Raw genomic sequence first — 15,104 nt, forward strand, 5'->3', positions numbered from 1 at the left:
ACGTTTGAAATTCAATATAATCACCATAACACGACTGGCCCAAGGAGGGCGACTAAAGTCGCTCGTGTCGTCTTTCATCCCCGCAATAAATTGACGTTGCTCTAAGACTCCCGCACTATTTTCGTAACTGTCCCTTATGCTGTTGGTGATTGTCCAAAATGATTCCTACTTGACGATTAAACACCTGCATATACCGTTGATCACTAGCATCAAACCCCGTTTTGAGATAGGGGGGGATATCATCGGTGATCTCCAAGTGATGAGCTTGGGGTCGAATTTTATTCACCAATTGTGTTACTCCCAATAGTTTGCCCTGGGGACTCCACACCGGTAAACAGAGGAGGCTAAAGGTGCGATAGCCGGTTTTGGCATCGATCATTTTGGCGGTGGCGGATTGGCCATGATCATAGAGATCGTAGGGGACATTAATGGGAACGGCGGTTGCTGCCACCTGGCCCGCATAGCCTTGACCCAGTTTTAACCGTAGGGGGCGACGTTGGCCGTTGAAATCTGCCATCTGTGTCCAGAGTTCGCCGCGATCGCGATCCACCAACCAGAGGGTACTGCGATCAGCCTGCATCAGATTTTTCGCCGCCTCCATCACCTGTTCCAACACCACATCTAAAGAACAAGAATGCTGATTCATTTGGTGCATCACTGCCATCAGGGCCGCCGCTACCCGTTGGCTTTGGGCGGTGCGGTGGTAGGCCCGGAAGCTATCGAGAATCATCCGGATCAAGGGGGCATTTTCCCCAAAGCGCTGTTCATCGGTGGCGGTGAACCCTTGGGGATCGATGCGTTCCGCGAGGGGGGCGCTGGGATGGGCGGAGGGTTTGAGCTTATTCAGGCATTGAACCACGGCAATCAGTTGGTCTTGATCATCCCGGAGGGGAAAGGCAATCAGGGTATAGGTGCGATAGTTGTTCTGATGGTCTTGGCTTTGGGCCACCGTCGAGCGGGGATCATCATAGACATCGTAGGGCAGGTTGATCACCTCACCCCTGCGGGCCGCTTCCCCCACAAAACCCTGATGGGCGGGAATCCGTAGCTCTAAGAGTTCCCCCGCTTCCCCTTGGGCAATCATCGACCAAAATTCTTGGCGCTCTTCATCAAGGAGAAAAATGGTGGTGCGATCGGCATGGAGCGATCGCCCGGTGCGCAGCGTAATGGAGCGCAGCGTTGTATCTAAAATTTCATCAAACCCCTGGCCATCCATGACCTGATTTAACACCCCCAGGGTTTGCGTCACCATATTGCCCGACTGGGCCGCCACCTGCTGCTTAAACGTCGCTAACTCCCGCGCATTGTGCAAAGCCATCCCCACCTGAGTATTGAAAATCTTCATGTATTGCTGACTATTGGCATCAAAGCTGGCATGGAAACAGGGGGGAGCGGTGGGCCAATCCGAGGGGTGATAGGTATCGGTTTGATGGGAGCGCCGCTTGTTCACTAACTGCGTCACCCCCAATAAATCCCCGTTGGGACTCCAGACCGGCATACACAACAGGCTACAGGTGCGGTAGCCGGTCTGTTGATCCGTTTGTTGGGCGGTGAGGGAATCGGGATGATTATAGATATCGTAGGGAATATTCAGGGGTTCCCCTGTGGCCGCCACTTGACCGGCAAACCCCTGACCGACGGCGATACGAATTTCCCCCATCGTGCCATCTTCAAAGGGGATCACCGTCCAGAGTTGATCATGGAGGTCATCGAGGAGCCAGAGGGTGCTGCGATCGGCGTTCATCAGTTGTTTGGCGGCGGTCATCACCCGGTTGATAATCGCCTTGGCATCGAGATCACTATGGGCGATCGCCCTGGTGGCCTCCGTCAATGCTTCGGAGGTTTGTAACCGTTGGGTGAGGTGGTAATAATCTTGGCAGCGGCTTAAGACCCGTTGGAGGGCGGGGGCATAGGCCGCCAAGGTACGGCGATCGCCCTCCGTAAAGCCGGCCAAGTCAATGCGCTCCACCAAGGGCAAGGCCGGGTTATCGGGGATTTTTAACTTATTCACCAGTTGCACAAAGGCCACCACCTCATCCTCCCCATTACAGAGGGGCAACGTTAGTTCATTGCGAAACGTCGTATCCTGGCCCTGGGCATCGGCGACAATGGCCGGCCAATCATGAACCGTCATCTTCGAGACATTCACCGCCTTTTTATAAATCGTGACCCGTTCTTCGGTTGTCCGCTGGGCAAAGATTTGAACTTTGGTGTGGTGGCTCGCGGTGGGGCAGGCGAGAATGGACCAGAGTTCTTGATTGGTGGGGTCGATGAAAAATAAATTAACGCGATCGGCGGCCAATAATTCCCCCAATTTGAGCGTTAATGTGCCGAGAATGGAGGAGAGTAAATCATCATAATCGCGGCGATCGACATTGCCCAACAGGGCTAAAAGTTTTTGCTCTTGGGCCGTGACCAATTCCCCAAAATCCGGCTGGACAGTGGCGATCGCCCGCTGCACCCACACACCATTAAACACCTCCTGATAAATGCGGTTATACACCTGCAACCGTTCGGGATGGGGGATCAAGCCGGTGAGATATAGCTCAGTTTGGGCGGGGTTATGATCAAGGGTAGTAAATTGCAGCGCACCCGTCGGCTTGAGCGCACCGATCACGCCCCCCTGAATTACCATTTGATAGAGTTTGAGCATTGCCAATCGGCTTGGGGCCCGGAGGCGATCGCCGATCAGCGTTAAATGGGCCGGTTGTTCCCGAACGTCCCAATGGTGTAAAATCCGCTGCCGGATCAAATTGCCCAACCACAACGCCTCATAACTGGGCAAGGGGCAATCCGGCTCCATCACCACCAATCGACAGACCTTTTGGGTTAAAAAAGGCTGTCCCCCCGTCCATTCCAGGATTAACCCCATCATCATGGTTGGATCCGGCACTTGGGTGATCAACCCCTGAATTAACGGCGGCGTTTCGGAGAGCGTAAAACCCGTCAACAGGATCGAACGACTCACCGCCACAGGGGGATGATCCCGATTGCGCAACAGTGCTTGCAGCGTGACAGTACCAAAGAGGGCAAAGGTGAGCAACTCCGGATCTAAACTGGCCCGCAACACCCCGAAAAAATCATCCACACCAAAGGGCAAGCGCAACAGCCGCTCTAATTCATCAATGAAAATGACCATCCGTGGGCCGAGGCGATCGCGCCGCATTTGCTCCAGGAGTTCGCTGAACTGCTGAACCGGGGATAAAAATTGGCGCTCCGCTAACCAAGCTGGTAAATGGATCTGCCATTGGGGTAAACCCATCACCAACCGCTGCATTAACCCCCCATACCACTGTTGCGGGGAAATATCTTGGCTGCCGATTTGGGCTAAATCAATGGCTACACAGGTATAGCCTTCCTTTTGCAATTGCTCCATTACCCGCACCCGCAGGCTCGTCTTGCCGGTTTGATGAGGGGCTAACACATGGCAAAATTCCCCAGATTTCAAGGCTGTATAGAGCGCATGATCCTCCGGGCGCACGACATAGGTTTGGGCATTGGGTCGGAGATGTTCCCCGACGGTATAGATGTGAGATGCAGCGGAGAAGAAAGCCATAACTTCGGGAATAAAGCCAAAGGGATCAAGACGACCAAAACTTTGATCTCCCCTGATTTTAGTCAATTCGTGGGCATCCTGAGGTTGAATGACCCGCAGGCGATGGTGCTGAACTGTAACAGTTTGCTCAATTTCTGTGATGGAGGATCACGAAGGCGAAACCACCGTCCTACAATAAATCAAGTTCCCTGCCCCCAAGATTAACCTTACCTCGGTTGCCACGGCCATGACTGTCTCCTCCTCCTCTCCCTATCCCTCCACCCCCGTAGGGGCGAAAAATCTTTCTCTCCAAACGCCCCCCCCATCGGATCCAGAACTCCGGCAAATGCGCCAACAGTTGACCCAAGTGCGGGCGGCCATTCGCGCCGCCATGGATAGCGATACCCTGCTGGCCATTGCCGTTGAGCAAATTCGCGTCCAAACCCAAGCATCACGGGCGATCGCCTATCGCTTCCTCAACAGCAATCAAGGGGAGGTGATGGCGGAAAGCATTGAACGGGGTTGGACTCCCACCCAAGGGGAAACCCTGCCCGCGACGTTTTTCGGGGTGGATACCCAAACGGAATACGATCAGCGGGAAGTGGTGACGATTGAATATGTGGCGAGCAACGATGTCACCCCCTATCAATTGCAACTGCTGGAAAAATATCAGGTGCGCTCCAGTTTGGCCGTCGTGGTGCGGTTGGGCCATCAGGTTTGGGGGCTGCTGGTGGTGCAGCAATGCAAGGAGGCCCGGCAATGGTCGCCCTGGGAAATGACGTTTATTGAGCAGGTGGGCCTGCTGATGGCGGTGCAGTTGGCCAGCGAGGAGGGCCATCAGGAATTGCAACAGCAACGGCAACGGGATGAGGCCTTAGAGCGGGTGGGCGATCGCCTCCGTCGCGCCGCCGATCTCCACACCATCGCCCAAACCGCCACCCAAGAACTCCGTCAACTCCTCAAGGCGGATCGGGTGGCACTCTATCAATTTAATCCTGATTGGTCGGGGCAGTTTATCGCCGAATCCGTGGGGGCGGGTTGGGTTTCCCTCCTGCAAAATCCCCCAGATCCGGAATTGTTGCGGGATAACAGTGCCAATTGCAATCTCAATCGCATGGCCGGCGGTCGGGGGGGATCCGTGGGGGAGGTGGTGGATACTTACCTGGAGCGTACCCAAGGGGGACTGTATAACCGGGGGGAAAAACTGCGGGTAGTGGCGGATGTCTATCGCCAGGATTTCCCCGGTTGTTATTTGGAATTGCTGGAACGGATGCAGGCAAAGGCCTATGTGACGGTTGGCGTGTACCAAGGCGGGCAACTGTGGGGCCTGTTGGCCAGCTATCAATGTGTGGGGGCGCGGCAATGGCAGGATTGGGAGGTGCGTCTAGCGACTCAGGTGGCGGAGCAGTTGGGGGCATCCCTGGAACGTGCTTTAACCCACCGTCAACAGACGGCGACGACGACGGAGTTAAAGCAGGCCATTGGGCGGGAAAAGGCGATCGCCCGTGTTGCCGAAAAGATCCAACAATCCCAGGATGCGGCGAGTATTTTCCGCACGGCGGTTGAGGAGGCGCGGCAGTTGTTGAAGAGCGATCGCGTTGGCATTTATCGCTTTAATGCCGATTGGAGTGGTGAATTCATTGCCGAATCTGTCGATCCCCAATGGAAATCCCTCCTCAATGCCCAAGTCACTGATGAGCGGGTGTTAGCGGGGACGGATCGCAATATCAATACTGCCGGTTGCACGATTAAAGATATGAAGGTGCGGGAACTGGCCAGTTTAGATACTTATTTGAAAGATACCCAAGGGGGGGCCTATCGCAAGGGGGTGCAGTTCCGGGTCAGTAATGACATTTATAATTCCGGTTTCCCGGATTGTTATCTCCAACTGCTAGAAACGTTTCAGGCCAAAGCCTATATCAACGTGCCGATTTTCCTCAAAGATAAGCTCTGGGGGTTGATGCCCTGTTACCAATGCTCTGGGCCGCGACTCTGGACCGATGCAGAAATTACGCTGATGGTGAGTTTAAGTAATCAGTTGGGGATTGCACTGCAACGGGCCGCCGATCTCGAAGCTGTGAAGGCCCAGGCGGAGAAGTTGACGGCGGCGGTCAAGCGGGAGCGAACCTTAGCATTGGTGAGCGATCGCATTAAGCAAACCCAAGACACCGCTGCGATTTTTAAAATTGCCACCAGTGAGGTACGGGAGTTACTCCAAGCGGATCGGGTGGGGGTTTATCGCTTTAACCCGGATTGGAGCGGCGAATTCGTTGCCGAGGCAGTGGTGGGGCAATGGAAATCGTTGTTACGGGAGCAGATTGCCGATGATAGTTTGCTGGAGGCCACGAAGATCAACATCGATAGCGATGGTTGCACGATCAAGCAAATGACGACGCAGGATTTGGTGAGCAAGGATACTTATCTAGAACGCACCCAGGGGGGAAGCTATGCCCAAGGGGATCCGGTGCGGGTTTGCCATGATGTCTATCAGGCGGGGTTTCCCCGTTGTTATGTGGAGTTGTTGGAGCGGTTCCAGGCCCGGGCCTATGTCACCGTGCCAATTTTCCTCGGTCGGAAACTGTGGGGCTTGATGGCCAGCTATCAATGCGCCCAGCCCCGGACTTGGACGAAGGAGGAAATTAGCCTTGTGGTGCAGTTGGGTTCTCAGTTGGGGATTGCACTGCAACGGGCTTCGGATTTGGATGCGGTGAAACAGCAGGCGGCGAAGTTGGAGAAGGCCGTTGAACGGGAGCGGGCGATCGCCTCCATCAGCGATAAAATCCGTCAATCCCAAAACGTCACGAGTATTTTCCAAAGTACGACGCGGGAGGCGCGGCAACTTTTCGAGAGCGATCGCGTTGGCATTTATCGCTTTAACCCCGATTGGAGCGGGGAGTTTGTGGCGGAATCCGTGGGGAGTAACTGGCTCAGTCTATTGAATTACCAAGTGGAAGATCCCAACCTTTTGGAGCAAACCAAGGTCAACATCGACACGGAAGGCTGCACGATTAAACAAATGCAGGTGCGCCAGATGGCCAGCAAAGATACTTATCTGCAAAGCACTGAAGGGGGAACCTATCGCAAGGGCAACCCGGCCCGGGTGTGCCATGATATCTACGCCGCCGGGTTTCCCCCCTGCTATATCGAATTACTGGAAGCCTTCCAAGCGCGGGCCTATATTACCGTACCGATCTTTTTAGGCGATCGCCTCTGGGGTTTAATGGCCAATTATCAATGCTCTGGCCCCCGCCAATGGCAAAACGAGGATGTGCAATTGATGGTGCAGTTGGGTTCACAGTTGGGGATTGCCCTACAACGGGCGGCGGATTTGGAAAAACTGCGGCAACAGGCTCAGGAGTTGGAATCAGCGGCAATTCGCGAAAAGGCGGAACGCCAAGAGTTGCAACGGCGGGCCTTGGATCTACTCACCGCAGTACGCCCCGCCCTAGAGGGGGATCTAACGGTACGCGCCCCCCTCTCGGAGGATGAATTGGGAACGATCGCCGATGTCTACAACAACACGCTGCAAAGCTTGCGGGGCATTGTGATTCAGGTGCAGGATGTGACGGCGCGGGTGGCAGAAACCTCCAAGGGGAGTGATCTGCAAATTCGCAAGTTGGCGGATCAAGCCCAACAGCAGGCCCTAGAGTTGAACCAAGCCCTCATGGAAGTGCAGGCCATGGTCAGTTCTACCCAAGCGGTGGGGGCCAATGCCGTCGCCATTGAGCAGGCGGTACAGAATGCGAACCAGACGGTGACATCTGGGGATGCGGCGATGAATCGGACGGTGGAGGGGATTTTAGCGATTCGCGATACCGTGTCGGCGGCGAGTCAGAAGATCCGGGAATTGAGCGAATCTTCCCAAAAGATTGACCGGGTGGTGAATCTGATTAGTGATTTTGCGACCCAAACCCAACTGCTTTCCCTCAATGCGGCCATTGAAGCCACTCGTGCCGGGGAATATGGTAAGGGGTTTGCGGTGGTTGCCGATGAGGTGCGATCGCTCGCCCGTCAGTCCGCCAGTGCCACATTGGAGATTTCTAATCTGGTGGCAGAAATTCGCCAACAAACCAGCGAGGTGATCAAAGTAACCGAGGCAGCGATTACGCAGGTGAGCGCGGGGACGAGTTTGGTGGAGGAAACAAAGGGGAATTTGAATGCGATCGCCGCTGCCACGGCGCAAATCTCGGAACTGGTGGCCAGCATCAGCACAGCAACGACAGCACAGTTGGAGCAATCCAAATCTGTGACGCAAACCATGCGCGAAGTAGCGGAAATTTCCAACAGTACCTCCGCAGAATCGGCGCAACTTTCCAACACTTTCCAAGATACGTTAGACACGGCTCAACGTTTGCAGGAGGTGGTGAAGCAGTTTAAGGTGAATTAGGGAATGGGGAACGGGGAATGGGAAGGGAGGGCGAAAGATTTTTCGCCCCTACATGGTAAAGGTTCGTAGTGCGGACTTTAGTCCGCTCCGGCTTGGTTTCAATGATTGCCTTAACCCCCTTGGCCACCGCAATAAAAGTGGTAGTTTTGATCAAAACGGTAAACTATTGAAGAGCGCAACCAGACCGAGGGCAACCATGATCGTCCCTGCAATGCGATTAACCCATTGTGAATATTTACCCTGAAAACGCTCACCCCATAAACCGACAACCGTCACCAATAATCCCCACCACAACATTGAACCTAGGAAAACCCCCAACACTAACAGGGCGGCTGTTCCATAATTGCCGCCGGTTTGGGCTAAACCTAAGCCCGCAAAAATGGCGGTAAAGGCAAGAATTGTGATCGGGTTGGTGAGGGTTAATAAAAATGTGGAAAGATAGGCATTGATCAAATTTGCTTCAGGGTTAACCGTTTTTTGTGCAGTGGGTTTTTCTGTAAATGTTTTAATGCCTAAATAACAAATAAATAAGCTACCTATCAAGCCGAAGATGATTTTCTGATTCACTAAAAAATCCGCAATCAACGTCAACCCAAACCCCGCAATACAACCATAAACCCCATCAGCGGTAGCAGCCCCTAAACCGGAGATCAATCCAGAGATTTTTCCTTCGTTTAAAGTGCGTCGAATACAAAGAATTCCAATCGGCCCAATGGGGGCGGCAATGGAAAACCCGAACAGAAGACCTCGATAAAAGAGCAGTTCATGCTGCATTTTAGATAGAAAAAAAATAATTTAGGATAACCCTTGGTTGAGGGAGCGGACTGAAAGTTCGCACTCCGAACAATTATCCATAGGGGTTTTTAGTCTTTGGATTGGGAGCGACGACCTAATTCAAAGATGCCACAGCCGATCGCTCCTAAAATGCCGGTGCTGATCCCCCAACTGCGCCCTAGGCTCCATTCCACCCCCCAATAACAACAAACCCCCGCAATTAAAAAGGGAACGATCGCCACAATCACCGCATAGAAACTATTGAGGGATTCCCGGGCTGGCCGGGATTTTTCAAATTCTTTGGGGGAAATATAGAGGGAGCGATCGGCAAAGTTTAACCAACGGAAGAGTTGGGTTTCAATCCAATCGCGCAGGGAGGCGAGGCTGAGATAGAGGGCTAATGCCCATAGGGATGCACCGGCCAGGAATGTAGTATCAATGGAAATGGGAAATGGTAAAAGATCGCGCAACATGGGCAAGGACTGAGGATAATGGCAGAGATTTTAACAAAGGACAGCGCAGAACGGGAGGCGGAGGGATGGCGGGGGGAATTGACGCTTCACTATGGGCGACAGGGGGAAAAGACGATTTTAACCCGTGCTTACCACCGCGCCCCCCTGAAGGTACAGCGGCCCTTTTATCCGGAAGGGCCAGGATGCTGCCATACGGTTTTGCTCCATACGGCGGGGGGGATTGTGGGGGGCGATCGCCTTTCCACCACTATCACCCTTGACCCCCACAGCCATGCCCTGCTCACCACCGCCGCCGCCACCAAAATCTACCGCAGCAATGGCCCCGAATCCCTTCAGGAGATCACGATCCGCCTTGGGGCGGGGGCCTGTTTGGAATGGCTGCCCCAAGGGGCGATCGCCTTTCAGGGGGCGCAGTATCGTCAGCAGATGCGGGTGGAATTGGAGCCGGAAGCCTGTTTTATTGGGTGGGAGGTGACGCGCTTTGGGCGAACAGCACGGGGGGAGCAGTTTTTAACGGGGCAATGGCGATCGCATTTAACGGTATACCAAGGGGGAAAATTATTATGGGGCGATCGCGCCGGCCTCAGGGGTTGCCGGGAAACCGTAGACCATCCCCATAGTTTAGGGGGACAGCCCATCCTCGCCAGTTTCATCGCCATCGGTCGGCTTGGCTCATCGGATCGACTGCCAACCTTACGGGCGATCCCTTCAGCAGGAGCAAGCGGCTTAACCCTCACCCCAGGGGAGGGCATCCTCGGCCGCTACCGAGGCCCCACCCGTGCCGGAGCGCAGGCCTGGTTGATGGCATTATGGAACCAATTGCGTTCCCATTCTGGCGATCGCCCCCCTCTCAAAATGCGCATTTGGGCGTAAACAAATCCCCCCATATTGCATCAGCGATCAGTAAGAAGGTGCAATTATTGGTCTAGCGGTAGCCAAGGGGGTTTTCATCGCGAGATGCATCCTTGAAAACAAGTTAAAGATTAAAAGATGCGATCGCCTCTCCCCCTTTTGCCAAAACCAAGGCTACCCTAGCAAACAACTCTCTTGAGGCTTCCCGAGGCAATATGGCAACAGTTGTGGAACGGACAGATAGCTACGCCGATGCAGAGCGATGCATCATTCCTGTGGTCAAGGGGCCCCAAGATTATCAAGCCTATCGCATCAGTCCTCAGGATACCAATCGGCTGGCGATCGTCTTCGATCCCGAAATTGCCTCCACCTCCCTCACCTTTTGCGTCGAAATCTTCGATCCCGGCGGCAAAACTCCCCCCAATCGCCACAGTATCGCCCTCGAAATGTTTTTCGTCCTCAAAGGGGAAGGTATTGCCATTTGTGATGGTAAATCTGTACCAATTCGTGCGGGGGATAGCCTCCTGGTTCCTCCCACTGGCATCCATGAAGTCCACAACACTGGCCCGGGTCGCCTCTATGCCCTCTGTTTCATGGTTCCCAATGAAGATTTTGCCGAATTGATCCGCAGCGGTTTGCCGGTGGACTTGGATGCGGAGGATCTAGATGTGCTACGCCGCTTTGATGTCTAATCCCCAAGGGTAGGCTGCGGTGCGAGGTGGAGGTTTCCACAAGGAGTTTTTGATGAAAATCGCATCGGTTCAGCTTAAGATTTGGAAAGTGCGGGCTTTGCCTGCGCCCACCCCTCTTTTTCCTCAAACCTTGCCACAATGGACAATCAACAAAACCTTTGGAAAATGGTGCTCTCCCTGGGAATGGTGGTTGCCTTGCCGGTGGGGATGGTGGTGACAGCCCTGATGGGTGTGATCGCGGTGGGGGATCCCACCAGTGCGGCTCTGCTGTTTGTGATGTCGGTGGTTTGTACGTTGGGCGTGAGCTTGGTGATTTGGTTGCCCCTCTGTTGGTTGGTGGGGATTTTAACCCTCTTGCTGTTGGTGGGGATTTATGGGGTGGGGAAAAAAGCGATCGGTTGGCATTGGCCCGCCTTGGAAAGACGGTTACAACAACAGCCTCAGGATACTGCTGGCCAGTCCCCCACAACTCAAGCCCTCCATCGCTACATCAGCCAAGCTGCTGCGAAAGGTTACAGTGAGGATCAAATCCAACGCCGCCTACTGAAACAGGGTTGGACGGCGGCGGAGATCGCGGCGGCCCAAACCCTGACTCAGTGCGATGGATAACAGGTTGAAGACATCGAATCCATGAGCGCAGCATTACAGGTGAAACGGTGGTGGATCTACCAAAAAGAGCGGTTTCCATTGGTGGCCAATGGTTTACTGATTGGGGTGTTTAGTCTGGCGATGGTGGGCTATCCGGTGGTGTTGGCGGATATGGGTGGGCAGGGCAGAGCGTCCCTGGTTGCGTTTCTGAGCTTTTTCTGCACGTTTCTCCAGTTGCGGATTGCTGATGAGTTTAAAGATTATGACGAAGATTGCCGCTATCGCCCGGAGCGGCCCGTTCCCCGTGGCTTGGTGCAATTGCAGGAGTTGAAAGTTCTCGATGGGGTGAGCCGGGGGCTACAGGTGATTTTGGCATTGTTGATTAGCCCCTATCTGTTGGTGGCGCTGGCGTTGCTTTGGGGCTATCAGGGGTTGATGGGGGCGGAGTTTTTTTGCCCCCAATGGTTGAAACAGCAGACGGTTTTATACTTGCTGAGTCATAATCTGATTTTGCCGATTCTGGGGGGCTATGGTTTGGCGATCGCCGCCCTCACCCTCAATCAACCCATCCCCCTCGCGGCTATCTGGCTCCTCCCTTTAAGCAGTTGCCATGGGTTCGTGATTGAAATTGGCCGCAAAATTCTTCCCCCGAAATTGGAGCGGCGGGGGGTGGCTACCTATAGCCGGGATTGGGGGCGGCGCAATGCTCTGGTGGTGTGGTTGCTCTGCCTCACGGCAGGCGGAGTCTGTACGGCGATCGCCGCCCAACCCCTCGGTTTAACCCTGGGGATCACCACGGTGCTCTTTGGCTTGGGGGCGGTGGTCTGTGGTTTGGCCTATCTCTTTCTCAACTATCCTTCGCGACGGGGGGCGCAGTTGATCTATGGAATGTCGGCCCTCTGGGTTGTGGTCAGTTATGGTTGTTTGGGCGGGTTGCCCCTGGTGTTGGTGCGATGAAATATATTGTTTACCTGCGGGATAAGTATCGTGAATCCCATCCCGGGATGATCACCCCCATCGGCCGGAAAGCACGGGCGATCGCCGATCTTTTCCATCGCGGTTGGCTGGTTCCCCCCGGTTTTGTGATCACGCCGGCCGCTTTTTGGGATAGCCTCACCCAAAGTGAGGCCGCCGCCCTCCAACTGTTGATGCAAACCCCCCGCCCTCCCCTTAACGCTGCCCATATCCTTTTAGAAGACCTCACCCCCAGTGAGGCAGTTCAGGGGGAATTACTCGCAGCTTTGGCGGATCTCTTTCCCTATGGGGGACAGTTTGCGGTGCGGTCTTCGGCGTTGGATGAGGATGGCGTAGAGCGATCGCTCGCGGGCCAATTAACCACCGTTTTAAGTGTTGCCCCTCCGGATTTAGGGGCGAAAATTGCGGCAGTGTGGCGATCGGCCTATCAAGAAAGCCTCTTGCTCTATCGCCAACGCCACGGCCAGCCCGGCCTCCCCCAACCGCCAGCGGTGCTGATTCAGCAGATGGTGCAGCCGGTAGCAGCGGGGGTAGCCTTTGGGGCGGATCCGGTGACGGGGCGACGGAATTTGATCGTGATTAATGCCCTCTATGGTTTGGGGACGCGATTGGTCTCTGGGGAAAGTGAGGCAGATACGTTTTACCTTAACCGTCACGGGGAAATTTTACAGCGGCAAATTGCCCGCAAGGCCGTTGCCGACCGTCCCAACCCCATGGGCAAATCCGGCATTTTTCCCACCCCGGTTCCCGATGCTTTGATGTTGACTCCGGCCATTAATGATCAGCAGGCCAAGGCGATCGCCCAACTGGTAAGGCGAGCCGGGCAACATTTCGGCATTCCCCAAGATATTGAATGGGCCATTACCGAAACCGGCCAAATCTACCTGTTGCAATCCCGCCCGATCACCGCCCTCCCCACCCCCCAATCCCCCACCGGCCGCTATCAACTCTGGGATAACAGCAACATTGCCGAAAGTTATAGCGGCGTAACCACGCCCCTAACGTTCTCCTTTGCCCGCCAAGCCTACCGGGAAGTGTACCGCCAATTTTGCCGCCTGATGGGGGTGAGCCAAGGCCGGATCCTGCGCCATGAAACGACGTTTGCAGCCATGATTGGCCTGATCCAGGGGCGAATCTATTACAACCTGCTCAACTGGTATCGCGTCCTAACGCTTTTGCCCGGCTTCCAACTGAATCGTCAGTTTATGGAGCAGATGATGGGGGTGAAGGAAACGCTCCCGGCGGCGCTGCTAGAGCAACTCACCGCCGAGGATGCCCCCAATGGCCTTACAAAGGTACAGGATGGTTTAGAACTCCTGCGCACGGTGATGGGTTTAGGCGTGAATGGGCTGTTTTTACCTTGGCGAATCCGCCGGTTTTATCGGCGGGTGGATTGGGCCTTGGGCAATGCCCAACCTAGCCACCTCGATCGCCTCTTGGGGATCACACCGCCACCGCCCCCAGTGCTAGAGCAACTCCCCGCTGATGAATTGGTGGCCCATTATCAAGACCTGGCCAGCCAACTCCTGCCCCGCTGGGATGCCCCGATTATTAATGATTTTTTGGCGATGATTTTCTATGGCCTGTTGGGGCGGTTAACGCAAGCCTGGTGTGGGGATCAGGAGGGAACGCTGCAAAATAGTCTCCTTACCCAGGGGGCGAGTCCGGGGATGATCAGCACCGAACCGGCGCGACAATTGCAGTGGATGGGGGCATTGGCGGCAAATAATCAGGATTTAGTCGATCTCCTCTGTCGGGGGGAGCGGGAGAGAATTTTAGCTGCTCTGCCGGAGTTTACCGATCTTTACACTGCTTATCAAAACTATTTAGTGCAATTTAGCGATCGCTGTCTGGATGAACTAAAACTAGAAAGCCCCACGCTTGCAGATGATCCCCTTCCCCTCCTACGGGCGATTGGGGCCATGGCCCATCAACCCCAAACCCCTCCAGGGGCGCGAGGAAAAATCGGCGAAAAAGCCCATTCACCCCTCACCCCTCCAAAGGCTGACAGTCACCAGCGGGAGCTATTGCCCCTCCGCCGTTACCTACGCCGCAACCCCCTCAAGGCTTGGATTTTAACGTTTGTGCTCCATCAAGCACGGGCGCGATTGTGCGATCGCGAAAATCTCCGCTTTGAGCGGACGCGGGTGTTTGGCCGGGCGCGGCGAATTTTTCTCGAACTGGGGAAACGGTTCTTTATCCTTGATGTGATCAACCATCCCGAAGATATTTTTTATCTCACCGTTGAAGAAATTCTCGGCTTTGTCCAGGGAACAGCCGTCACCCATCGCCTTAAAGGGTTGGTAGCGTTGCGGCGCAGTGAGTTTGAGGACGATCGCGACAGTCCTCCCCCACCGGATCGCTTTGCTACCTATGGCATGGTGGGGAATAGAAGTGAGGGGAGAGCAGAGCGGCGTGATCCCATCAAATCCTCACCAATCACGACTGATGATGAGGCCCGCCAAGGTCGGGGCTGTTCCCCTGGCATTGTCCGGGGGGTGGTGCGGGTGGTGCGGGATCCCCATCGGGAACCGCCCTTAGCACCGGGGACGATCCTAGTGGCGGAACGTACCGATCCGGGGTGGATTTTGCTGTTTCCAGCGGCGGCGGGGTTATTGGTGGAGCGGGGCAGTTTGCTGTCCCATGCGGCGATTGTGACGCGGGAGTTAGGGATTCCTGCCATTGTCTCGATTCCGGGGTTAACTCAATGGTTGCAGGATGGCGATCGCATTGAATTTGATGGCAGTACCGGCTGGATTCAACGCTTATCGGATCATCCTTAAGTTTTGTGAATAAAGATTCCAAAATAAGGATATTAATTTAAGTCA

9 protein-coding genes are annotated in these 15,104 nt (G+C 54.7%); 6 read left to right on the plus strand and 3 right to left on the minus strand.

Going from position 1 to position 15,104, the window contains the following annotated elements:
• Window positions 1–115: 115 nt before the first annotated feature.
• Window positions 116–3,622 carry a GAF domain-containing protein gene (locus tag VB712_RS05350; protein WP_323252887.1) on the minus strand — a complete coding sequence of 1,169 codons (3,507 nt, stop codon included), beginning with the start codon at window positions 3,620–3,622 and terminating at the stop codon, window positions 116–118.
• A gap of 160 nt (window positions 3,623–3,782) precedes the next feature.
• Between VB712_RS05350 and VB712_RS05355 the strand changes: the two genes are divergently transcribed.
• A complete protein-coding gene (locus VB712_RS05355) occupies window positions 3,783–7,922 on the plus strand; it encodes a GAF domain-containing protein (RefSeq protein ID WP_323252889.1) in 4,140 nt (1,379 codons plus the stop codon).
• Window positions 7,923–8,072: 150 nt separating this feature from the next.
• Here the strand turns inward: VB712_RS05355 and VB712_RS05360 are convergent, their stop codons facing one another.
• Together VB712_RS05360 and VB712_RS05365 are read right to left on the minus strand one after the other, a co-directional pair.
• A complete protein-coding gene (locus VB712_RS05360; protein ID WP_323252892.1) occupies window positions 8,073–8,696 on the minus strand; it encodes a LysE family translocator in 624 nt (207 codons plus the stop codon).
• 89 nt (window positions 8,697–8,785) lie between these two features.
• Window positions 8,786–9,169, minus strand: coding sequence for a hypothetical protein (locus tag VB712_RS05365; RefSeq protein ID WP_323252894.1), 384 nt, complete (start codon window positions 9,167–9,169; stop codon window positions 8,786–8,788).
• Window positions 9,170–9,187: 18 nt separating this feature from the next.
• Here VB712_RS05365 and VB712_RS05370 point away from each other — a divergent pair, with 18 nt between their 5' ends.
• The 5 genes from VB712_RS05370 (at window position 9,188) to VB712_RS05390 (ending at window position 15,059) form a co-directional block, all read left to right on the plus strand.
• Complete coding sequence (locus VB712_RS05370) at window positions 9,188–10,042, plus strand: urease accessory protein UreD (protein WP_323252896.1); 855 nt, start codon at window positions 9,188–9,190, stop codon at window positions 10,040–10,042.
• 194 nt (window positions 10,043–10,236) lie between these two features.
• Window positions 10,237–10,713, plus strand: coding sequence for a cupin domain-containing protein (locus VB712_RS05375; RefSeq protein WP_323252898.1), 477 nt, complete (start codon window positions 10,237–10,239; stop codon window positions 10,711–10,713).
• A 138-nt stretch (window positions 10,714–10,851) separates the two neighbouring features.
• Window positions 10,852–11,322: a hypothetical protein gene (locus VB712_RS05380; RefSeq protein WP_323252900.1), complete on the plus strand. Its 471-nt coding sequence runs from the start codon at window positions 10,852–10,854 to the stop codon at window positions 11,320–11,322.
• A gap of 21 nt (window positions 11,323–11,343) precedes the next feature.
• Entirely contained in the window at window positions 11,344–12,258 is a 915-nt protein-coding gene (locus tag VB712_RS05385) for a UbiA family prenyltransferase (RefSeq protein ID WP_323252902.1), read from the plus strand.
• Window positions 12,255–15,059, plus strand: coding sequence for a PEP/pyruvate-binding domain-containing protein (locus tag VB712_RS05390; RefSeq protein WP_323252904.1), 2,805 nt, complete (start codon window positions 12,255–12,257; stop codon window positions 15,057–15,059). The genes VB712_RS05385 and VB712_RS05390 overlap by 4 nt, the downstream gene beginning before the upstream one ends.
• The last annotated feature ends 45 nt before the right edge of the window (window positions 15,060–15,104 follow it).

Source organism: Spirulina sp. CCNP1310 (genome assembly GCF_034932185.1).
Lineage (GTDB): Bacteria > Cyanobacteriota > Cyanobacteriia > Cyanobacteriales > Spirulinaceae > Spirulina.